Source organism: Pseudomonas sp. GW821-FHT03E01 (genome assembly GCF_059420765.1).
On record NZ_JBWKUI010000015.1, the window covers coordinates 103,584 to 126,152 of the forward strand.

General features: G+C 60.9%; 19 protein-coding genes. 10 read left to right on the top strand and 9 right to left on the bottom strand.

Annotated elements, in window-relative coordinates:
- Positions 1-10 precede the first annotated feature (10 nt).
- Together ercA and AC07VO_RS24190 are read left to right on the top strand one after the other, a co-directional pair.
- Entirely contained in the window at positions 11-1,174 is a 1,164-nt protein-coding gene (ercA, locus tag AC07VO_RS24185; RefSeq protein WP_086946236.1) for an alcohol dehydrogenase-like regulatory protein ErcA, read from the top strand.
- Positions 1,158-2,885 carry a hybrid sensor histidine kinase/response regulator gene (locus tag AC07VO_RS24190; RefSeq protein ID WP_064618296.1) on the top strand — a complete coding sequence of 576 codons (1,728 nt, stop codon included), beginning with the start codon at positions 1,158-1,160 and terminating at the stop codon, positions 2,883-2,885. The genes ercA and AC07VO_RS24190 overlap by 17 nt, the downstream gene beginning before the upstream one ends.
- A 61-nt stretch (positions 2,886-2,946) precedes the next feature.
- On the opposite strand, the gene AC07VO_RS24195 is transcribed toward AC07VO_RS24190, so the two are convergent.
- The gene (locus AC07VO_RS24195; RefSeq protein ID WP_086946237.1) at positions 2,947-3,897 is read right to left on the bottom strand and encodes a polysaccharide deacetylase family protein; all 951 of its coding nucleotides are present in this window, start codon (positions 3,895-3,897) and stop codon (positions 2,947-2,949) included.
- A 332-nt stretch (positions 3,898-4,229) separates the two neighbouring features.
- On the opposite strand from AC07VO_RS24195, the gene AC07VO_RS24200 reads away from it, so the two are divergent.
- Complete coding sequence (locus AC07VO_RS24200) at positions 4,230-5,894, top strand: MFS transporter (RefSeq protein ID WP_086946238.1); 1,665 nt, start codon at positions 4,230-4,232, stop codon at positions 5,892-5,894.
- A complete protein-coding gene (locus tag AC07VO_RS24205; protein ID WP_019579387.1) occupies positions 5,891-7,039 on the top strand; it encodes an HlyD family secretion protein in 1,149 nt (382 codons plus the stop codon). Before AC07VO_RS24200 ends, AC07VO_RS24205 begins: the two co-directional genes overlap by 4 nt.
- 163 nt (positions 7,040-7,202) lie before the next feature.
- Here the strand turns inward: AC07VO_RS24205 and copD are convergent, their stop codons facing one another.
- Both copD and copC read right to left on the bottom strand, forming a co-directional pair.
- Positions 7,203-8,063, bottom strand: a complete 861-nt coding sequence (copD, locus tag AC07VO_RS24210; RefSeq protein ID WP_086946240.1) for a copper homeostasis membrane protein CopD — start codon at positions 8,061-8,063, stop codon at positions 7,203-7,205.
- 3 nt (positions 8,064-8,066) lie between these two features.
- Positions 8,067-8,432: a copper homeostasis periplasmic binding protein CopC gene (copC, locus tag AC07VO_RS24215; protein WP_086946241.1), complete on the bottom strand. Its 366-nt coding sequence runs from the start codon at positions 8,430-8,432 to the stop codon at positions 8,067-8,069.
- 139 nt (positions 8,433-8,571) lie between these two features.
- Here copC and AC07VO_RS24220 point away from each other — a divergent pair, with 139 nt between their 5' ends.
- A complete protein-coding gene (locus AC07VO_RS24220; protein ID WP_007937670.1) occupies positions 8,572-9,192 on the top strand; it encodes a TetR/AcrR family transcriptional regulator in 621 nt (206 codons plus the stop codon).
- A 78-nt stretch (positions 9,193-9,270) separates the two neighbouring features.
- On the opposite strand, the gene preA is transcribed toward AC07VO_RS24220, so the two are convergent.
- The 3 genes from preA to hydA all read right to left on the bottom strand — a co-directional run bounded on the left by preA (position 9,271) and on the right by hydA (position 13,559).
- Positions 9,271-10,545 carry an NAD-dependent dihydropyrimidine dehydrogenase subunit PreA gene (gene preA / locus AC07VO_RS24225; RefSeq protein ID WP_086946242.1) on the bottom strand — a complete coding sequence of 425 codons (1,275 nt, stop codon included), beginning with the start codon at positions 10,543-10,545 and terminating at the stop codon, positions 9,271-9,273.
- A complete protein-coding gene (locus tag AC07VO_RS24230) occupies positions 10,546-11,913 on the bottom strand; it encodes an NAD(P)-dependent oxidoreductase (RefSeq protein WP_086946253.1) in 1,368 nt (455 codons plus the stop codon).
- Between the two features lie 206 nt (positions 11,914-12,119).
- Positions 12,120-13,559 (bottom strand): dihydropyrimidinase, encoded by a 1,440-nt coding sequence (hydA, locus tag AC07VO_RS24235; RefSeq protein ID WP_086946243.1) that lies wholly within the window; start codon positions 13,557-13,559, stop codon positions 12,120-12,122.
- A gap of 621 nt (positions 13,560-14,180) precedes the next feature.
- Here hydA and AC07VO_RS24240 point away from each other — a divergent pair.
- Positions 14,181-15,665 (top strand): NCS1 family nucleobase:cation symporter-1, encoded by a 1,485-nt coding sequence (locus AC07VO_RS24240; protein ID WP_018929683.1) that lies wholly within the window; start codon positions 14,181-14,183, stop codon positions 15,663-15,665.
- Between the two features lie 147 nt (positions 15,666-15,812).
- Positions 15,813-17,096, top strand: a complete 1,284-nt coding sequence (locus AC07VO_RS24245; protein ID WP_064618282.1) for a Zn-dependent hydrolase — start codon at positions 15,813-15,815, stop codon at positions 17,094-17,096.
- Between the two features lie 21 nt (positions 17,097-17,117).
- Here AC07VO_RS24245 and AC07VO_RS24250 read toward each other — a convergent pair whose 3' ends face one another.
- Both AC07VO_RS24250 and AC07VO_RS24255 read right to left on the bottom strand, forming a co-directional pair.
- A complete protein-coding gene (locus AC07VO_RS24250) occupies positions 17,118-17,531 on the bottom strand; it encodes a DUF6691 family protein (RefSeq protein ID WP_018929681.1) in 414 nt (137 codons plus the stop codon).
- Positions 17,532-17,533: 2 nt separating this feature from the next.
- Positions 17,534-17,968 carry a YeeE/YedE family protein gene (locus tag AC07VO_RS24255; RefSeq protein ID WP_064618280.1) on the bottom strand — a complete coding sequence of 145 codons (435 nt, stop codon included), beginning with the start codon at positions 17,966-17,968 and terminating at the stop codon, positions 17,534-17,536.
- Positions 17,969-18,139: 171 nt separating this feature from the next.
- Here AC07VO_RS24255 and AC07VO_RS24260 point away from each other — a divergent pair, with 171 nt between their 5' ends.
- On the top strand, positions 18,140-19,636 hold the full coding sequence (locus tag AC07VO_RS24260) for a helix-turn-helix transcriptional regulator (RefSeq protein ID WP_086946244.1): 1,497 nt from the start codon (positions 18,140-18,142) through the stop codon (positions 19,634-19,636).
- A gap of 194 nt (positions 19,637-19,830) precedes the next feature.
- On the top strand, positions 19,831-20,079 hold the full coding sequence (locus tag AC07VO_RS24265) for a DUF1652 domain-containing protein (protein ID WP_064618276.1): 249 nt from the start codon (positions 19,831-19,833) through the stop codon (positions 20,077-20,079).
- A 454-nt stretch (positions 20,080-20,533) separates the two neighbouring features.
- Here the strand turns inward: AC07VO_RS24265 and AC07VO_RS24270 are convergent, their stop codons facing one another.
- On the bottom strand, positions 20,534-21,649 hold the full coding sequence (locus AC07VO_RS24270) for a Gfo/Idh/MocA family protein (RefSeq protein WP_086946246.1): 1,116 nt from the start codon (positions 21,647-21,649) through the stop codon (positions 20,534-20,536).
- Between the two features lie 542 nt (positions 21,650-22,191).
- Here AC07VO_RS24270 and AC07VO_RS24275 point away from each other — a divergent pair.
- Complete coding sequence (locus AC07VO_RS24275; RefSeq protein ID WP_225609325.1) at positions 22,192-22,500, top strand: DUF2268 domain-containing putative Zn-dependent protease; 309 nt, start codon at positions 22,192-22,194, stop codon at positions 22,498-22,500.
- Positions 22,501-22,569: the final 69 nt, after the last annotated feature.

Below are 22,569 nucleotides of genomic sequence, written 5' to 3' on the forward strand. Positions count from 1 at the left end.
AGGCTTTCCAATGAGCCAGAATCTCAGTCAACTGCGTAAATTCGTTTCACCTGAAATCATCTTCGGTGCCGGCTGTCGGCATAACGTCGGCAATTACGCCAAGACCTTCGGCGCCCGCAAGGTGCTGGTGGTCAGCGACCCCGGTGTGATCGCCGCCGGTTGGGTCGCCGATGTCGAGGCCAGCCTGCAAGCCCAGGGCATCGATTACTTTGTGTACAGCGACGTTTCGCCCAACCCGCGGATCGAGGAAGTGATGCTCGGCGCCGAGCTGTACCGGGAGAATCACTGCGATGTGATCGTCGCGGTCGGCGGCGGCAGCCCGATGGACTGCGGCAAGGGCATCGGCATCGTCGTCGCCCACGGGCGCAACATCCTTGAATTCGAGGGCGTGGACACCCTGCGCATGCCCAGCCCGCCGCTGATCCTGATCCCGACCACCGCCGGCACGTCGGCCGATGTGTCGCAGTTCGTGATCATCTCCAATCAGCAAGAACGCATGAAATTCTCCATCGTCAGCAAGGCTGCGGTGCCGGACGTGTCGCTGATCGACCCGGAAACCACCTTGAGCATGGACCCGTTCCTGTCGGCCTGTACCGGCATCGACGCGTTGGTCCACGCCATCGAGGCCTTCGTTTCCACAGGCCACGGGCCGCTCACCGATCCCCATGCGCTGGAGGCGATGCGGCTGATCAACGGCAATCTGGTGCAAATGATCGCCAACCCCGGCGATATTGTCCTGCGGGAAAAAATCATGCTCGGCAGCATGCAGGCCGGGCTGGCGTTCTCCAACGCGATCCTCGGTGCGGTGCATGCCATGTCCCACAGCCTCGGTGGATTCCTCGATCTGCCTCACGGCTTGTGCAACGCGGTGCTGGTGGAGCACGTGGTGGCGTTCAACTACAGCTCTGCGCCTGAGCGCTTCAAGGTGATTGCCGAGACCTTCGGCATCGATTGTCGCGGCCTGAACCACCGGCAGATCTGCGGACGTCTGGTCGACCACTTGATCGCCCTCAAACACGCCATCGGCTTCCACGAAACACTGGGCCTGCACGGGGTGAGTACGTCGGACATTCCGTTCCTGTCACAACATGCCATGGATGACCCGTGCATCCTTACCAACCCGCGCGAGTCCAGCCAGCGCGACGTCGAGGTCGTCTATGGCGAAGCCCTCTGACGAACAGCAACGGGCGCTGACCGGGTTACTCGGCCTGGGCAATCACTCGGCGCGCAAGAGTCATTACCCGGAACTGGCCGCGCGCCTGGATGAACTGGAGGCCGAGCGCAACCGCTACAAATGGCTGTTCGAAAACGCCGTGCACGGAATCTTCCAGGCCAGCCTGCAGGAAGGCATGCGCGCCGCCAACCCGGCGCTGGCGCGGATGCTTGGCTATCAGGACCCGCAGGAGGTGCTGTTTTCCCTGACGGACCTGGCGGGCACGCTGTTCGTCGGCGGCGCGCAAGAGCTGGAAGGCATCGGCGAAGTCCTCCAGCGTGAGCGCAGCCTGCTGGGCTATGAAACCCAGCTGCGGCGCAAGGACGGCACTGTCCTCGACGTGTTGATGAACCTGCTGCTCAAACCGGATCAGGAAGGCCTGGTGGAGGGGTTCGTCGCCGACATCACCGAACGAAAACAGGCCCAGGAGCGCTTGCAACAGCTCAATGATCAACTGGAGCAACGGGTCACCGCGCGCACCAATGAGTTGCTGGACGCCAACCGCAATCTGCAACAACAGATCACCGAGCGCAAACAGATCGCCGAAGCCTTGCGCGACGCCCGTGATGCCGCCGAAGCGGCCAATCGCAGCAAGGACAAATACCTCGCCGCCGCCAGTCACGACCTGCTGCAACCGCTCAATGCCGCGCGTTTGTTGATCTCGACCTTGCGCGAACGGCATTTGCCCGACGTCGAACAGGTACTGGTGGAGCGCACCCATCAGGCACTGGAAGGGGCCGAAGACTTGCTCACCGACCTGCTGGATATTTCCCGGCTCGATCAGGCCGCGGTAAAGCCGGACATCGCCCTGTACCGCCTCGATGAATTGTTCGCGCCACTGGTTTCGGAGTTTCAGTCGGTGGCCGCGGCGACCGGGTTGAACCTGCGGGTGCACATGGGTGATTACGCGATTCATACCGACTTGCGGCTGATGACGCGGATTCTGCGCAACTTCCTCAGCAATGCCTGCCGCTACACCGACGACGGCAGCATCCTGCTGGGTGCCCGGCGCCGGGGCGACGTACTGCGAATCGAAGTCTGGGACACCGGGCGCGGGATCCCGGCGGATCGTCTCGATTCGATCTTCCTTGAATTTAATCAACTGGACGTTGGCCGCGCCGCCGATCGCAAGGGCGTGGGCCTGGGACTGGCGATTGTCGAACGCATCGCCAAGATCCTCGATTACCGGATTCAGGTGCATTCGCGGCCAGGGCGCGGTTCGATGTTCAGCATCGAGGTGCCGATTTCCCGTGAGATTCCACTGCCGATCAGCCAGGCCGCGCCGCAGCCGAGCACCGGCAACCCGCTGCCGGGGCGGCGCCTGCTGGTGCTGGACAACGAAGTCAGCATCCTTGAAAGCATGAGCGCACTGCTCGGGCAGTGGGGCTGCGAGGTGGTCACCGCCACCGATGAGGCCACCGCGCTGGTGGCTTTGCAGGGGCAGGCGCCGGAACTGATTCTGGCGGATTACCACCTCGATCACGGGGTGGTGGGCTGTGAAGTGGTCCGGCATCTGCGCGAGCATTTCAGCCGGACGATACCGGCGGTGATCATCACCGCCGACCGCACCGATCAGTGTCGACGCTCGTTGCAGCGGCTCGACGCGCCATTGCTGAACAAACCGGTGAAACCCGGCAAGTTGCGTGCGGTGTTGAGTCAGTTGTTGGCGTAGCGAGCCGATGAAAAGATCGCAGTCTGCGATCTTTTCATTCCGGTTTTGGCGGTGATTTGGCTCAGTGGTTGTACGCCGCCTCGGTGTTATCGATCAGCGGGTTCTTTTCGGTCAGCACGATCTGGGCAATCTGATCCTTGCGCATGAAGCTGACCTTCGGATGGGACTTGGCGTAACGGATAAAACGCTCCACCGCCTCGACCATCGCCGGGGTGCCGCCGATGCGGTCATGCAGACTCACCGACATCATCCGCCGCTGGCTGGCGCCTTCGGCGTACAGGCGGTCGAATTCCAGCACCAATTGCCGGTAGAACTGTTGCGCCGAGAAGTGCCGGCCTTCGATCAGCACGATGTCGTTGTTGCGCAGGGTGTATGGCACCACGGCGAATTTCTTGCCACGGACCAGGGTCACAAACGGCTCATCACGGCTGACGTCGTCGATGTGATAGGTGAAGTTCAGGTCCTGCAGCACTTTCAGGGTATTGGGGCTGCGCCGCAGCCAATTGGCGTTGTAGCCCACCGAGCGCTGGCCGGTGAGTTTCTGCACCGCCTCGACGCCGTCGCCGATGAAGGCCTTCTCTTGCTCGTAGCTCATGTTGTAGGAGTCGGCCCAGCGCATGCCATGGGCGGCGACTTCATGGCCACGGTCGGCGATCGCCCGCACCAGTTCGGGGTGTTTCAACGCCGCTTCGCCCACCACATGGGACGTGACCTTGATGCCGTTGCGGTCCCACAGGTCGAGCATCCGCCACAGGCCTTCCTTGTAGCCGTAGTCGAACCAGGTCTGTGCCGGCATGTCCGGGTAACCCTTGGGCAATGGAGTGCCGGAGAACGGACTTTCGGCACCGTCGGGCTGGCCGCCGGTTTCGAATTGCATGGAGAACGAAATCACCAGTTGCGAGCCATCCGGCCACGGGCGTTCCTGGGCGAACGCGAGGGACGGCAGCAGCAGGGCGGCGGCCAGCAGATTTTTCAGCCAGCGGGGGGAGCGTTGCCAATGGGCAGTGGTCATAAGGGGCACCTTTTGAGTTGAACAGTGCCGTGAGGGTGTCATTTGGATTGCCCCGGAAAAATCCGCTACGGGCGAGAAGACTTTTAAACAGAATTTACGAATCCCGCCGAACACACCGTCCAGTGTGGGAGAAGTCCTGTGGCGAGGGGGCTTGCCCCCGTTGGGGCGCGAAGCGGCCCCTATTTTTTCCTGCATGTCGAGTTGTCTGAATTGCGACTGCTTCGCAGCCGAACGGGGGCAAGCCCCCTCGCCACAGGCTCGTGTTTGCAAGGGTGTGTTCTCCCCGTGATTTTGCGGCAAACTGACAACACTCCTTGAACCAAGGCCACTGAATGAATCACTACACCCCGCGCGACTGGCAGCCCCACGAGCGGCCCAGCCTGCCCGGATCGCCCTCGACGCCGTTGCACTCCAACCCCAGGCGGCTGGCCTACGCGCTGGTGGGGGTGTTGGTGGCATTGACCGGTGGTCTCGGCAACTCGCTGGTGGTCGCCAACCTGCCGTATCTGCAAGGCGCGCTGGGCGCGACCACGGCCGAGATGGCCTGGCTGCCGGCGGCTTACGTCATGACCAACGTGTCGATGAACCTGCTGCTGGTGAAGTTTCGTCAGCAGTTCGGCCTGCGGGCGTTCACCGAAGTGTTCCTGATGCTTTATGCGCTGGTGACCTTCGGCCATTTGTTCGTCAACGACCTCAGTTCGGCGATCGCCGTGCGCGCGGCCCACGGCATGGTCGGCGCAGCGCTGAGTTCGTTGGGCCTGTATTACATGATCCAGGCCTTCCCGGCGAAATGGCGGATGAAGGCGCTGGTATTGGGCCTCGGCACCTCGCAACTGGCTTTGCCCATGGCGCGGTTGTTTTCCGAAGACCTGCTGCAGATCGCCGAATGGCGCGGGCTGTACCTGTTCGAACTGGGCATGGCGCTGTTGTCCCTGGGCTGCGTGTTTCTGCTGAAACTGCCGCCGGGTGACCGCTTCAAGACCTTCGAAAAACTCGACTTCCTGACCTTCGCCATCCTCGCCACCGGCGTGGCCTTGCTCTGCGCGGTGTTGTCTTTGGGGCGGATCGACTGGTGGCTGGAAGCGCAGTGGATCGGCGTGGCGTCGGCGGCTTCGATCGTGTTGATCCTCACGGGCCTGGCCATCGAGCACAATCGCAGCAACCCGATGCTGATGACCCGCTGGCTCGGCAGCGGGGCGATGATCCGCCTGGCCCTGGCGGTGATCCTGATTCGCATGGTGACGTCGGAACAGTCCACCGGCGCGGTGGGGTTCATGCAGACGCTGAACATGAGCAGTCAACAGCTGCACAGCCTGTATGTGGTGATGTTGATCGGCAGTATCGCTGGCCTTGCCACCAGCGCCCTGACCATCGACCCCAAGTACCTGATCATGCCGCTGAACATCTCCCTGGCGCTGATGGCGGTCGGTTCGGTGATGGACAGTTATTCGAACAACCTGACCCGCCCGGAAAACCTGTATTTCAGCCAGTTTCTGCTGGCCTTCGGCGGGACGTTCTTCCTCGGGCCGACCATGGTCTTCGGCATGCGTAACGTGCTGTCCAGCCCGCGCAACCTGGTGAGTTTCTCGGTGCTGTTCGGTATCTGTCAGAACCTCGGCGGCTTGATCGGCGCGGCACTGCTGGGGACGTTCCAGATCGCGCGGGAGAAGTTTCATTCCAGTCACATCGTCGAGCAGCTGACGTTGCTCGACCCGCGTGTGGCGGCGCGGGTCCAGAGCGGCGGCAACGCGGTCGGCTCGATAATTTCCGACCCGAGCCTGCGCAACCTGCAGGGCATCCGTAGCCTGGCCGCTGCCGCCACTCGCGAGGCTAATGTCCTGGCCTATAACGATGTGTTCATGCTGATTGCCGTGATCGCGGTGCTGACCATGATCTGGATTTCCATTCGCGCCCTGTGGCTGATGAGCACTACCCAAGCCGTTGCCCCGGCGCCTGCCACTCCAACCAAACAATCCAGCGGTGCCACTTCTTCATGACCGAACCGACCACCACGACCACCAACACTATTGCCGCCACCCCCGAAGGCGTGACGCCGCCATCCTCGCCGGGCTCTGAACCGCGCTCGCTGGGGGTGCGGATCATCTCGTCCCTGGGCTTTGCGGCGATTGCTCTCGTCGGTGTACTGATCGTGTTGTACGCCTGGCAACTGCCACCGTTCAGCAGCGCGGTCGAGACCACGGAAAACGCCCTGGTGCGCGGGCAGGTGACGATCATCGGCCCGCAACTCAGCGGTTACGTGTACGAAGTGCCGGTGCAGGATTTCCAGTTCGTGAAGGCCGGCGATTTACTGGTGCGCCTCGACGACCGCATCTATAAGCAACGTCTCGATCAATCCCTGGCACAACTGGCGGTGCAGAAAGCCGCGCTGGCCAACGTGGTGCAGCAACGCAACAGCGCCGAGGCGACCATCAAGTTGCGTCAGGCCGCCGTCGCCGACGCCCAGGCACAGTTGCGCAAAAGTGAAGCGGATTTGCGCCGCAACAAAGAGCTGGTCGGTGATGGCTCGGTGTCGAAACGCGAGCTGGACGTGACCCTGGCCGCCAACGCCCAGACCGTTGCCGCCGTGGCGCAAGCCCAGGCCAATCTGGACATCGCCCGCCAGGATCTGCAAACGGTGATCGTCAATCGCGGCTCGCTGGAAGCGGCGGTGGCCAGTGCTGAGGCGGCGGTGCAACTGGCGCGGATCGACCTGTCGAACACCCGCGTGGTGGCGCCGCGCGACGGTCAACTCGGGCAGATCGGCGTGCGCCTTGGCGCCTACGTCAACTCCGGGGCGCAGCTGATGGCGTTGGTGCCGAACCAGTTGTGGGTGATCGCCAACATGAAGGAAACCCAGATGGACAACGTGCGGGTCGGCCAGCCGGTGAGCTTCACCGTCGATGCGCTGAACCACCAGAAATTCCACGGGCGGGTGCAACGGATTTCACCGGCCACAGGCTCCGAGTTCAGCTTGTTGCAGGCTGACAATGCCACTGGCAACTTCGTCAAGATTGCCCAGCGAGTGCCGGTGCGGATCAGCGTCGATGCCGATCAGGAACAGAGCGAACGGCTGCGGCCGGGGATGTCGGTGGTGGTGAGTATTGATACCGCTGCCGAAGGGGATCCCAGTACCCCTGACTAACGCATACCTCTTGTGGGGGGTGACCTGTGGCGAGGGGGCTTGCCCCCGTTTGAGTGCGTAGCACTCACAGGATTTTTGGTACAACAGAAACTTTGGGGCTGCTTCGCAACCCAACGGGGGCAAGCCCCCTCGCCACAGGTCGCTCCTACAGGGGAGGTGTGTTTCAGTTGGCGATCATTGGGGGCAGGGTGCCCAGCAGTGAAACCGCCGCTACCGCGCCGATCCCCAGTATCCATTCCAGCATGACGCTGGTGCGCAACAGCCCCGGACGCTGCTGGCAATCTTTGACCCGCAGCCGATTGAACAGCGCCAACCCCAGCATCGCGATCACCAGCACAACCTTGATCAACAGAATCAGCGCAAACCCGGACAGCAACGGCGTCGGCCAGAACACGCCGGTCAGTACGCGCACGTTGATCAGGCCGGTCATCACCAACCCCGCCACCAACGTGTAACCGATCCCGCTGAAGCGTTGCAGTATCGCGCTCAAGGGATGATCGTCCGGTTGGCGCAGGATCATCACCAGCAACATCAACCCACCGAGCCAGGCGCCGACGCACGTCAGGTGAACAATCTGGTTGAGGATTAACAGTTGGCCTTGCAGGCCATCGAGCATGGCGCCATGACCGACCGGGGCCAGGGTCGCCAGCAGCAGGCTGGAAAGGCCGATGCGCCAGGCCATGTTGGAACGCCAGGGCGTCAACAACAATGCCACGAGCAACAGATTGAGCAGCAGATGCCAGCGCCATACCTGACCGAAAAAGGTATTGCTCAGCACCAGGTTCAGCATCGCCGGGTCGAATGCCGCCTCCGGGGAACTGGCCATGCTGGCGGTGATCAGCAGCAACCAGCCGACGCCGCTGAGCAACGCCACCACGCTGAGCCAGCGGGTCGCTCGCGCCAGGGCCGGATCCAGCCACTTCGTTTCGCGGCCCAACAGCAAAGGCCTGAACACCCAGGCCCCGAACAACATCAGCACCACGGTGAAATGCAGGAAGCGGCACAGCACCAGCGCCTCGGTCATGAATTACTGACCCACCTTGAAGCGGTAGGCGCCTTCACTTTTATGGGTGTCGACCGACACGGCATGCCATTCGACCTTGTAATCGCCAGCGGCCAACGGCGCTGCCGGGGTGACGACCAGGGTTTTCTTGTCGCTGCCTTCGGTGGCGAGGCTTTTTACCGGTACGTCGGCACCGTCCTTGCTGATTTTCACTTTGGTGAACATTGCTTCAACCCCTTCGGAAAACACCAGGCGCAGTTCCATTGGCGCCTGCACGGTGCTGTCGGCCGCCGGGGTCTGGCTTTTCAGATGGGCGTGGGCAAACACCGATGAGGCGGCGAGCAGCGAGCCGAGCAGGGCAGCGGTGGTCAGGGCGTTCTTGATCAGCATCGTGAAGACCTCAGCGGCAGGTTCAAAGTGGCGGGCAGTTTACCTGCCGCAGGGCCGCTGTACGAAGTTTCGTTTTCCCCTGTCGCCGCGACGTAGAGCGGATGCTAGTCTTGAGCAACGCTGTTGTCAGGGAGCCCTCATGGGCAATCACAAGATCGAGATTCGTCGCAGTAACGTCGAAAAAATCCTGTTGGCGGCCGAAAAGGTCTTCGCCGAAAAAGGCTTCGGCAGCACCGCCATGGCCGACATCGCCGCCGAAGTGCAACTGCCGCGCTCCAACCTGCATTACTACTTCAGCACCAAGAGCGAGCTGTACAGCGCGGTGCTCCTGGGTTTGCTGGAGGTCTGGAAGCAGGACGCCCTGTGCTTCGAGATGTTCGACGACCCGCGCGTGGTGCTCAGTAGCTACATCCGCGCCAAGATGAACCATTCCCGCAGCCGGCCGTACGGTTCGAAAGTCTGGGCCAACGAAATCATCCACGGCGCTCCGACCCTCGGTGAGAAACTGGATGCGAGCCTGTACGACTGGGCCAAGATGAAGGAAGCGAAAATTCGCCAGTGGGTGGAAGACAAACGCATCCTGCCGGTGGAGCCTTCCAGCCTGTTGTACATGATCTGGGCCTCGACCCAGCACTACGCCGACTTCGATCATCAGGTGAACATCCTCAATGATCATCAGCCGTTGTCGGACATGCAGTTCGAACGGGCGGTGCAGACGGTGACCAGTGTGATCTTGCGTGGGATCGGGTTGGAGCCATAGATCGAGGGATCGCAGCCTCGTTTCACTCGACAGCTCCTACAGAGTGCAACGAGGCTGTGATCCCTTGATCTTCAGCCCTCAAACCGTGACATGGTAGGGATTGCGGGGATCATGGTTCCAATCCAGAAACGGCTTGCCCGTATCCACCGGGACCATCTCGATGCAATCCTGCACCGGGCAGGTGATCTGGCACAGGTTGCAGCCCACGCACTCCTCATCGATCACTTGATATTTATGCGTGCCATCGGCCTGTTTGAGGCTGGCAATCGCCTGGTGCGAGGTGTCTTCGCAAGCGATGTGGCAGCGACCGCAACCGATGCACGCCTCCTGATCGATTTTCGCAATCACCTGATAGTTGATGTCCAGGTACTTCCAGTCCGTGGTATTGCCCACCGCACGCCCGGAAAAATCCGACACGCTGGCGTAGCCCTGACTGTCCATCCAGCGTGACAAGCCGTCTTTCATCTCCTCGACAATCCGGAAGCCATGCAGCATCGCCGCCGTGCACACCTGCACCGAGCCGCTGCCCAGGGCAATGAATTCCGCCGCATCGCGCCAACTGCCGATGCCGCCAATGCCGCTGATCGGCAAGCCCTGGGTCTGCGGGTCGCGGGCGATCTCGGCGACCATGTTCAATGCAATCGGCTTCACCGCCGAGCCGCAATAACCGCCGTGGGTGCTTTGGCTGCCGACGGCGGGATTGGCGACCATGCGCTCCAGATTGACGCTGGTGATCGAGTTGATGGTGTTGATCAACGACACCGCATCGGCGCCACCACGGTATGCGGCACGAGCGGCGACGCGGATGTCGGTGATGTTCGGCGTGAGCTTGACGATTACCGGCAACGAGCAATAGGTCTTGCACCAGCGGGTGACCTGTTCGACGTATTCCGGCACCTGGCCGACCGCCGCGCCCATGCCCCGTTCCGGCATGCCGTGGGGGCAACCGAAATTCAGCTCGATGCCATCGGCGCCGGTGGCTTCCACCAGCGGCAGGATGTTTTTCCACGACTCCTCGACGCAGGGCACCATCAGCGACACGATCAGTGCGCGGTCCGGCCAGTCCTTTTTGACCTGGGTGATTTCCCGCAGGTTGATCTCCAGCGAACGGTCGGTGATCAACTCGATGTTGTTGAAGCCCATCACTTCACGGTTAGCCCCGAAGTGCGCCGAGTAGCGTGACGACACGTTGACCGCCGCCGGGTCTTCCCCCAGGGTTTTCCAGACTACGCCACCCCAGCCGGCCTCGAACGCACGGACCACGTTGTAGGCTTTGTCGGTCGGCGGCGCGGAAGCGAGCCAGAACGGATTGGGGGCCTTGATGCCGGCGAAGACAATCGAGAGATCGGCCATTTACGCAGCCTCCACATTGAGCATGAGTTGAGCGTTGATGGCCTCGGCGGCCAGCTTGCCGTGCTGCACGGCTTGCACGGTGAGGTCCTGATCGAGGCTGGTGCAGTCGCCACCGGCATACACGCCGGGAATGCTGGTGCGCAGCTGCTCGTCGACGAGGATGCGATCGCCCTGACGCTTGAGTTCACGGGCCAGCGGATCGGCGAGGGCGGAAGTGTCGAAGGTCTGGCCGATGGCTTTGAAGATCGCGTCGGCAGCCAGTTCAAAGGTTTCTCCGGTGGTTTGCAGGCGACCTTCCACCAATCGGGTACGGGCGAAGCGCATGCCGCGCACATTGCCCTGATCGTCGAGCAGCACCTCTTCGGGTTGCGCCCAGGTCAACAGCCGCACCTGATTGGCCTTGGCGATGTCCTGTTCGTGAGCGGTAGCGCCCATGTCCGCGACACCACGGCGGTACACCAGGTTCACGTCCCGGGCACCGAGGCGGGCCATTTGCACGGCCATGTCGATGGCGGTGTTGCCGGCACCGAGGACGATGCAGCGTTCGGCCAGCGGCAGTTGCGTCAGGTCATCGGCCTGGCGCAGTTCGCGGATGTAGTCGGTGGCGGGGAGCAGGCCGGGGGCATCCTCGTTGGGCAGGCCCAGTTGTTTGCTGGCGGCCAGGCCGAGGCCGAGGAACACCGCATCGAATTGCTGATGCAGTTCGCTGAGGGTCAGGTTGTCGCCGAGTTTCTGCCCGTGACGAATCTCGATCCCGCCAATCCCCATCAGGAACTCAAGCTCCTTCTGCGCGTAGTCGTCCACCAGCTTGTACTTGGCGATCCCGTATTCGTTGAGGCCGCCGGCCTTTTCCCGGGCCTCGAAAATCACTACGTCATGGCCGTGCATGGCGCTGCGGTGCGCGCAGGACAAACCGGCCGGGCCTGCCCCCACCACGGCAATGCGCTTGCCGGTTGCGGCGGCGCGCTGGAACGGGTGTTCGCTGAAGTGTGCGTTGTCCACGGCATAGCGTTGCAACAGGCCGATCAGTACCGGCGCGCATTCCTGGGCGTTGTTGCGCACGCAGGCTTGCTCGCAGAGGATTTCCGTCGGACAGACCCGGGCACAACTGCCGCCGAGGATGTTGGCCGAGAGGATTTTCTGCGCCGCACCCTGCACGTTGTCCTGATGGATATTGCGGATGAACGATGGAATGTCGATGTCGCTTGGGCACGCGTTCACGCACGGCGCGTCGTAGCAATACAGGCAGCGCGAGGCTTCCAGATGCGCCTGACGCTCGTTGAGCGGCGGCGCCAGGTCGGTGAAATGGCCGGCGAGGGCGGCCGCGTCCTCATGGGGATGCGGGAGGTGGTTCAAAGTCTTGATCACGGTGTTGGCCTCACGGTTAATTGAGGTACTGCCTCTGGTGGGCATTGGTTTTTTCGCATCATCCTGTGGCGAGGGAGCCTGCTCCCGCTGGGTGGCGAAGCCGCCCCACATCCTGCCAAATCGGTTGTCCTGACCCCCCGAGTCGACTGGCTTTGGGCCTGCTGCGCAGTCCAGCGGGAGCAAGCTCCCTCGCCACAGAGGGCAGATCAGCGTTTCACTGCGGTCGGCTTGTGCAACTCGGCCCGCTTGCTCAGCAAATCAAACACCGCCGGATACGCCGGCCGTTCGATATACCGGCCCGCGCCACGCTCGGCGCGCAAATCACCATCGGCCCACACCACTCGGCCCTGGCTGACGGTGTGGCTCGGTACGCCACGCACGGTCTTGCCTTCGAAGATGTTGAAGTCGACCTGCTGGTGGTGAGTCTTGGCTGAAATCGTCCGCGTGCCTTCCGGGTCCCACAGCACCAGATCGGCATCGGCACCGACACGGATCGAACCTTTGCGTGGGTAGAGGTTGAAGATCTTCGCGGTGTTGGTGGAGGTGAGCGCTACGAAGTGCTGCATCGACAAACGCCCGGTGTTCACCCCTTCATCCCAAAGCACTGCCATGCGGTCTTCGATACCGGCGGTGCCGTTGGGGATCTTGCTGAAGTCGTCACGGCCGGCGGCTTTTTGCTCGGCGCAGAAGCAGCAGTGGTCGGTGGCGGTGGTGTGCAGGTTGCCCGCTTGCAGGCCGTGCCAAAGGGCTTCTTGATGACCGCGCGGGCGGAAGGGTGGGCTCATCACGTAACCGGCGGCGGTCTGCCAGTCCGGGTGTTGGTAAACGCTGTCGTCCAGCAGCAGATGCCCGGCCAGCACTTCGCCGTACACCGGTTGGCCCTTGGCGCGGGCGTAGGTGATTTCGTCGAGGGCTTCCTTGGTCGAGACGTGGACCAGGTACAGCGGCGTGCCCAACGTTTCGGCAATGCGGATCGCCCGGCTCGCGGCTTCACCTTCCACCTGCGAAGGTCGTGATAGCGGATGCGCTTCCGGCCCGGTGATGCCCTGGGCCATCAACTTGCGTTGCAGGTGATAGACCAGCTCGCCGTTTTCCGCGTGCACGGTCGGCACCGCGCCCAATTCCAGGCAGCGCTCGAAACTCGCCACCAGCGTATCGTCGGCGGCCATGATCGCGTTCTTGTAGGCCATGAAATGCTTGAAGCTGTTGACCCCGTGCTGGCTGACCAGCTCGGCCATTTCCTCGCGGACTTGCTCGCTCCACCAGGTGATGGCGACGTGAAAGCCGTAGTCAGACGCCGACTTCTCGGCCCAGCCACGCCATTGATGAAAGGCCTCCATCAATGATTGCTGTGGGTTGGGTATCACGAAGTCGATGATCGACGTGGTGCCACCGGCCAATCCCGCTGCGGTGCCGCTGAAAAAATCTTCGCTGGCCACCGTGCCCATGAAGGGCAGTTGCATGTGCGTGTGCGGATCGATGCCGCCGGGCATCAGGTATTGGCCGCTGCCGTCGAGCACTTGAGCATCGGCGGGAACATCGAGGTTTTCACCGATGGCTTTGATCACGCCGTCGGCGCAATACACGTCGGCGCGATAACTTTCATCATGGGTAATAACGGTGGCGCCACGGATCAACAGAGACATTCCGAGTTCCTCGCAGGCATGACCGACTATTGCCGGTTCTAGATGTTTTATATGAAGCAGACGCCAATCGGTGTATTCCTGTCAGCGCTGTCAAGAATAGACGCTAGCTGCAGTTTGTGGATTGAGCAAGAATATTTTTTATAAGCTTATTATTGTTTTAACTGTTTGATAAATAACGATAAAAAATGAAAATCACCAAAATGGTGAGACCGCTCACCATTTTGACGCACTTGACAGGTTGGAAATATGGTCAAGATTTTCTATGTGAAATCAGCCGGTTGAGGATGGTCTATGGTTGATGCGCAACCTTACAAAAAAGATCGACGCACCAGATTGAGTCCTGACTGTTCGGACAACTTGCCTGGCATTCGGCCTGAGTGACAGGGCAACTGACCGGGGACTCGCTAGTTGGATAAATAAAGCTGATTAACATCAGTTGGTTAGCAAAGTTTTATGGCACTGCCCGAGGCGCAAGCGGGGCACCCGGCACGTTTATTGATGCCGCCGCTGACACCGTGGCCGGTCCGTAAAAGTTGTCAGTTTCTCCGGCCATCGTCCGGCTCGCGCGCATTGCGCCAGCCTCTGATGAGCAAAAATAATCAAAAGAACAGTGGAGCGGCCATGCAACAGATCAGATCGCAAGTGACCGAGCGCGACGGCTTGTTTGAGCTCGAAGCCGGCAGCGATGTCCTCGACAGTCCCCGATACAACCACGACATGGCACCGACCAAGGTGCGCGAACGAACCTGGAACAAATGGCACATCACTGCGCTGTGGGTCGGCATGGCGATCTGCGTGCCGACTTACACCCTCGGCGGTGTGCTCACGGCCTACTTCGGCCTGACCGTGGGCGAAGCGCTGCTGGCGATTCTGTTCGCCAATATCATCGTGCTGATCCCGCTGACCCTGAACGCCTTCCCCGGCACCAAGTACGGCATTCCGTTTCCGGTATTGCTGCGCTCGTCCTTCGGCATTCTCGGTTCCAACATCCCGTGCCTGATCCGCGCCCTGGTGGCGTGTGGCTGGTTCGGCATCCAGACCATGTTCGGTGGGCTGGCGATTCACCTGTTTCTCGGCTCGGTGTTCGATGGCTGGAAGGCCCTCGGCGGTACCGGCGAGGTGATCGGCTTCATGCTGTTCTGGGCCTTGAACCTGTGGGTGGTGATTCGCGGCGCGGACTCGATCAAGTGGCTGGAAACCCTCTCGGCGCCGTTGTTGGTACTGGTGGGCGTGGGCCTGCTGGTGTGGGCTATGCCAAACGTGTCGATGACCGAGTTGCTGGCGATCCCGGCCAAGCGTCCGGAAGGGGCCGGCGTGGCCAGTTATTTTGCCGCCGGGCTGACCGCCATGGTCGGCTTCTGGGCCACTTTGTCGCTGAATATTCCAGACTTCAGCCGCTACGCGAAAAGCCAGAAGGACCAGATCGTCGGGCAGATCATCGGTTTACCCCTGACCATGTTCCTGTTCGCCTCCCTCGGCGTGGTGATGACGGCCGCGTCGGTCAAACTGGTGGGTGTCACCGTCTCTGATCCGGTCACCCTGATCGGCCATATCCAGAGCCCGGTCTGGGTCGCACTGGCCATGGCGCTGATCATCATCGCCACCTTGTCCACCAACACTGCGGCCAACATCGTGTCGCCAACCAACGATTTCCAGAACGTCGCGCCCAAGTACATCAACCGCACCACAGCGGTGATGCTCACGGGGTTGGTCGGGTTGGCGCTGATGGCCCATGAACTGCTGAAAAAGCTCGGGCTGATTGTCTCGGATCTGAGCCTGGAGACGGTGTATTCCAACTGGTTGCTCGGCTATTCGAGCCTGCTGGGGCCGATCGCCGGGATCATGGTGGTGGACTATTTCCTGATCAAGAAACAGCAACTGGATCTGGCCGGCCTCTATCGTGATGACGTGTACCCGGCGTGGAACGGGTTTGGCTTCATCGCGTTCGGCGTGCCGGTGGTGTTGACGCTGCTGTCGCTGGGCAGCGATGCCTTCAGCTGGTTCTACAGCTACGGCTGGTTCACCGGCTCGGCCTTGGGAGGGCTGATTTATTACGGGTTGAGTTCGATGCGGCCGAGTCCGACTGTCGTGAAATCTCCGGTGTGATGAGTGATCGTTCCCACGCTCTGCGTGGGAACGCAGCCAGGGACGCTCCGCGTTCCAGGAGCGGACGCAGAGCGTCCAGGGATGAATTCCCATGCGGGGCGTGGGAACTAGCGAAGAAACCGATAACAACTGCCTGAGGAGATCACCATGAACGCTGCTGTAGACGTTCTGCAATCCACCCATCAGCACATCAATCGCGACCGTCTGTGGCAGTCGCTCATGGACCTGGCCAAGCTCGGCGCGACGGTCAAGGGCGGTGTCTGCCGGCTGGCCCTGACCGACCTCGACCGCCAGGCGCGCGATATCTTCGTCAAGTGGTGCGAGGAGGCCGGTTGCACGGTCAGCATCGACGCCGTCGGCAACATCTTCGCCCGTCGTCCGGGACGCAATCCGAATCTGCCACCGGTAATGACCGGCAGCCACATCGACACTCAGCCCACCGGCGGCAAGTTCGACGGTTGCTTCGGCGTGCTGGCCGGGGTCGAAGTCTTACGTACCCTCAACGACCTCGGCGTGGAAACCGAAGCGCCGCTGGAAGTGGTGGTCTGGACCAACGAGGAAGGCTCACGCTTCGCCCCGTGCATGATGGGCTCCGGCGTGTTCGCGGAAAAATTCACCCTCGAGGAAACCCTGGCCAAGGTCGATGCCGAGGGCGTGACTGTCGGCGAAGCCTTGAACGCCATCGGTTACGCCGGGCCGCGCCAGGTCAGCGGTCATGCTGTGGGTGCGTACTTCGAGGCGCACATCGAGCAAGGGCCGATTCTTGAGGACGAACACAAAACCATCGGCGTGGTGATGGGCGCGCTGGGGCAGAAATGGTTCGACTTGAAACTGCGCGGCGTCGAAGCCCACGCCGGTCCGACGCCAATGCACTTGCGCAAGGACGCGCTGGTCGGCGCCGCGGTGATCGTTGGCGCAGTCAATCGCGCAGCCCTCGGTCATCAACCCCACGCCTGCGGCACCGTCGGCTGCCTGCAAGCCTATCCCGGCTCGCGCAACGTGATTCCCGGCGAAGTGCGCATGACCCTGGACTTCCGTCATCTGGAACCGGCGCGACTCGACTCAATGATCGCCGAAGTCCGCGAGGTCATCGAAACCACTTGCGAGCAACACGGCCTGACCTTCGAACTGACACCCACCGCCGACTTCCCGCCGCTGTATTTCGACAAGGGCTGCGTCGAAGCGGTACGCGGTGCGGCTCAAGGGCTCGGTCTGTCGTACATGGACATCGTCAGTGGAGCAGGGCACGACGCAATCTTCCTCGCCGAACTCGGCCCGGCCGGGATGATCTTCGTGCCTTGTGAAGGTGGTATCAGCCATAACGAAATCGAAAACGCCGCGCCGGATGATCTGGCCGCCGGGTGCGCCGTGTTGTTGCGGGCGATGCTGGCGGCGTCGCAGGCAATTGCCAGTGGTAAGCAGGCGGCTTGACCACTGACCTGGCGGGGATGCTCAACGGCGGGTTTGCAGCGCTTTGAACATCAGCATCCCCGCCAGCATGGCGATGGCGAACACCCAGGCCTGCCAGTGCCCCGTCGGCAACAACACCAGTGCCGGGCCGGGGCAGATGCCGGCAATACCCCAACCGATGCCGAAGAGCAGGCTGCCACCGATCAGGCGTCGGTCCAGCTCACGGCTGACCGGCAATTGCATAGGCGCACCCAGCAAGGATGTCGGTTGTTTCATGGCCCAGTGAAACGGCCCCCAAGCCACGGCAATGGCGCCGATCATGACCAGCGCCAGTGACGGATCCCACAGGCCGGCAATGTCCAGAAAACCCAGCACTTTGGCCGGGTTCGCCATGCCGGCCAGCAACAGGCCGACGCCGAACAGCAGGCCGGCGAGGAAAGCGGTCAGTTTGCGCATGTTCAATACCCCAGCAGATGGCGCAGGACGAACACCGTCACGAAGCCTGTGAACATGAAGCTCAATGTCGCGGCAATGGAGCGCGGTGACAGGCGCGAGATACCGCACACGCCGTGACCACTGGTGCAGCCGGAGCCATAACGAGTGCCGATGCCGACGCACAATCCAGCGATGATCAGCCCCACCGTACCGGTTTTGAATTCGATGGTCGGCCACACATGAAACAGCGTCCAGACCAACGGTGCCGCCAACAGTCCGAGCAGGAACAGGGCTTTTTCACCTCGTCCTGAATCATTACGCTCAAGCAGGCTGCCCAACAGCCCGCTGATCCCGGCAACTCGCCCGTTGGCCACCACCATTACGCTCGCGGCGAGGCCAATCAGCGCTCCTCCCGTGAGGGCAGACCAGGGGGTGAAGTGAAGAGAATCAAACACCATGGCAACTCTCCGTATAGACAAAAAGCGGCACTAAACCACTCTTTCCCTATTGAGCATAGGGCTACTTTGGGAGGGCCACGGGTGCCGGGCTTTTTGCACTATCACAAACGTCTGCGGTCGTAATCTTCACTGGGCAGCGCGCAAAAGTGCCGCCGCAATTGTGGAGTTCCAATGAGCCAGGACGTCCTGAGCACTGAAACCAATCGCCGCCAGTTGCAGCAGATCATCGCCGGCCTGTCCGATGGGGTGATTCTGCTGGAGCTCGACCAGACCATTCTCTGGGCCAATGACGCCGCGCTGGCCATGCACGGTGTCAGCGAGATTGGCGAGTTGGGGGCCAATGCCGGGGAGTACGCCAAGCGTTTTGCCTTGCGTTATCGCAACAATCATCCGGTAGCGATCGAGAACTATCCGATCAGCCGCGTGGCCCGTGGCGAGACGTTCAGCGATGTGATGGTGGAGGTGACGCAGCTGGAAAATGAAGAGCGCACCTGGGTTCACAGCGTGCGCAGCATGGTGCTGGCGGACCGTGCCGGTGAGCCGGAGTCGTTGGTGCTGATCATGAACGACGTCACCGACTGGGCCAGCGCCGAGCAGCGTTTCGAAAGGACCTTCAATGCCAACCCGGCCCCGGCAGTGATCTGCCGCCTCAGCGATTTACGCTACATCAAGGTTAACCAGGGCTTCGTGGAAATGACTGGCTATGCCCGTGATCAGGTGATCGGCGCTTCGGCTTATGAGCTGGATGTGCTGGAGCGCGCCGAGAACAAGGACTTGGCCAAGCAGCGTTTGCGTGACGGCACCACCATTCCGCAGATGCAGGCCGAACTGCGATTGGCCGACGGTGGCAGCAAGCAAGTGATCGTTGCCGGCCAACCGCTTGAGCTCAACGACGAAGCTTGCATGCTGTTTTCCTTCGTCGACATGGAGCTTCGGCACAAGGCCGAAATCGCCCTGCGCCAGAGCGAGGAACGGTTCGCCAAAGCGTTTCGCCTCACTCCGGTGCCGATCCTGGTGTGCCGCGCCGCCGACCAAGTGGTGATGGACGTCAACGAAGCCTTCCTCGAGTCCCTCGCATTTCCCAATGATGAAGTGCTCGGCAAGACCGTGGCGCAACTCGGCTTCATTGATGACGCGGGCGCTCGCACGCGACTGTTTGCGACCCTGGAGAAAAGCGGGCGCGTGGATCGTGTCGATGTCAGGGTGCGCCGGAAGGATGCCGGGCTGATTGATTGTGCGGTCTCGGCGGACACCGTGAACATTCAGGATGGCTCTTGCTACCTGCTGGTGTTGATGGACATCACCGAGCGCAAACGCACCGAGTTGGAGTTGGTGTCGGCGATCGAAGAGGTGATGAAAGATGCGTCCTGGTTCAGCCGCACGCTGATCGAAAAACTGGCCAATGTGAAGAACGTCAATTCGCCGCAGTTACTCAGTGTGTCGTTCACCGACCTGACCACCCGGGAGCGCGATGTGCTCGGCCTGATTTGTGAAGGCCTAGCCGACAAGGAGATCGCCGCGCGCCTGAAACTCGCGCCCAATACAGTGCGCAATCATGTGTCGACGGTGTACTCCAAACTCGACGTGCATAGCCGTAGCGAGGCGATTGTCTGGGCTCGCGAACGAGGTCTGTTCTCCGGCGTGAAGCGGACCAAGGGGCAACGTTAAGGTGCAAATGCACTAGTGCGGGTGGTGCAATTTCATGTATTGATCAGATGGGGCTTTTTTCTAGGCTGTCGGGGTGCGAGACGTGGCTTGGGCCCGGTATCGCGTCCTCTTCGATGCAGCTGAAGGAGCAACCTCATGGGTGCGAAAAGAACAGGCGGGCAGTCGACTTTACGCTGTCGCCAAGGTGAGTCGGGATGAGTTACCTGGTGCAATTGCGTATGCGGTTGGAGCGGAGCTTTTTGCCGTTGGCCTGTGAGTGTGCGCTTGCCGGGGATAATTCGTTGACGGTGAAGCTTTACCATCCGGCGACAGGGCAGGTGGATCTGGTGGTCAGCGGGTTGAACGTGGCGACGCTCCGGACGCCGGAGGCAGTGGCGGCGTTGATTGAAGAGCTGCGCTATGAGCTTGAAAGCAGTGGCTTGAATCGATCCTCCGCTCTTTAGGCGTCATATCCCGCAGGCCTGCGGTAATGGAATGGTCGCTGTCTTTCTGGCATTGGCGGGTAGCTAAGCTATAAGGAATGCGAGGGTATTTCTTTTCTGTGACAGGGCCGCGGGTTCGCGGGATGGTTTTCGAGTCGCGGAAAATGTCGATTACTTACCGCGGGTCAGCCTATGAACAATTTTTGGAAATGTGCTTTTTCACCACTGTCGCTCGCACTCTGCATGGCGATTCTGGGTGGTTGCGCCAGTCCGCCGCCTCCACCCCCGGCCGTACCGCCACCGACACCGGTTCGTACCTGTTCGACCACCGAAAGTACCGATGTACAGGGTGATATGAGGGCTGAAGGGCAGGTGACCCGAACCACGACCCTGACCCGTTGCGTCACTCAGTAAACCGGGTCCGGTGTACCGCCAGTAGCACGTGCAACTGGCGGTGTATGACCTGAGCGTCGGTTCAGACTTCCTCGATCCTGACCCACCGCGACTCCCGTGCCGCCAGACGAATCGCCGTCGCCAGGCGTTCGACTTCCCACGCCTGCTCGAAATCGGTCCCGTCCTGGCCGAGACCGGCCAGCGCCATCACCAACTCATGCACTTCAAGGGTCTTGAGTTCGTTGTAACCCAACTGGTGCCCCGGCGCCGGGCTGAAGGCGGCGTAACCCGGCAAATCCGGGCCTGCCAGCAGCCGTTGGAAGCCGCCTTGCCCGGCACGATACAGCCGCAGTTCATTCAAGCGTTCCTGATCGAACGCCAGGGTGCCTTGGGTGCCGCTGATTTCAAAACTCAGGTGATTCTTGTAACCGTGTTTGAGCCAGCTGCTGCTGAACGTCCCTCGCGCGCCATTGGCGAACCGCAGCAACGCGTGGACCTGATCGTCGACCGCGACCTCGCGTCGTTCCTGGCCACCCGCCGTCACGGGGCGTTGCGCATGTACGGTCTGGGTATCCGCGCACACCGCCTCGACATCGCCCAGCAGATGACGGGCCATGGCCAGTAAATGACTGCCCAGGTCCGCCAGGGCGCCGCCGGCGTAATTGGCGTCGCAGCGCCAGGACCAGGGTGAAACGGGATCGGCCATGAAGTCTTCGCTGAACTCGCCCTGGAAACTGATGATCTGCCCCAGCGCGCCGTTTTGAATCAAATCCCGAGCCAGGCCGATGATCGGGTTGTGCTGATAGTTGTAACCCACCCGCGTCACCACGCCTGCGGCTTTGGCTGCAAGGCGCATGGTACTGGCCTGCTCGAGGCTCACCGCCAGCGGCTTTTCGCAATACACCGGTTTACCGGCGGCGATGGCAGCCATGGCCATGGGGTAGTGCAGATGATTGGGGGTGGTGATGGCGATCAGGTTGACCTTGGGGTCATCGATCAACTGTTGCCAGTCGTTGTGAGCAGCATCGAAGCCCCAGGCCTCGGCGCAGTGGCGGGCGCGCTGCGGGTCGGCGTCGGCAAGGGCGGCGAGTTTGAGCTTCAGCGGCAATTCAAAAACAGCGCTGACATTGCGAAAGGCCAGGGCGTGGGCGCGGCCCATGAAACCTGTGCCGATGAGTCCGATACCGAGTTCGCGCATAGCCGGGGTCCTTTGGATTTTTATTTTCAGGAGGGCTATTTATGGAATAAAAATTCGTAACATGCAATAAAGTGGAATAAATATTCTTTTTCTTGGCGAGGTCAGGAAGCGCTGAGAATGGCTACACTGCCTTGCGTCATTGCCTACAACAACGCCGGAATCTGCTGGCTTGTGCGTCGGCTAATTCGAAGGATCTCGAAAAAACGGCCTATGTTTTTGTTGATGGTGATCGTCACGAAGCAATGGTTGTACGTGATTCTGCAGGATTCCAGCACGGCGGCATTGTTTGGCTAACGAATGGTAAATTTGCAAGCCGCGTCACCGACTATCTGTGTTGAAATCCAGCACCCACATGGCCGCGTCAAAGTGAACTGGCCAACTGAAAATGCTGCTGTCTGCGCAACCTTTCTCCGAGACCTGCTGAGATGATTCGCATCGACTCCATCTGGCTCGCCACGGAGCCGATGGATATGCGCGCGGGTACCGGGCCATAGTTGGCAACCTATCTCGTTACGCAAGGCTTTATGCAAGGAGGCATAATAATGACATCCATAAATTTCCATTTCATCGACGCGCGCGGCGCGCTTATCGATCACCGTGATTGGCTTCACACCCGCCTGTTAGAAACCTACGCAAAAGCAACTGCGTTGATGCCGTTGCGCCCACTTGATGTGATAGTGAAAGCTGGCACTCATGTCATTCCAGAAAAGGGGCATCTAGGATATGCGTCGGAACCAGGTCTTATTTTTTTGACCGTAGATCCTGCAAGTGACATTTTCAGAGCAAACCAAGACGCGTCGCTCGAACGAATGTTTGCACATGAACTTCACCATGCCGCCCGATGGGAGTAACCGTCCGGCCAAGTCACCTACCGAACTTGAGCATTAAGGGCGATGGTGTCCGCGTATTTTAGGTGGACA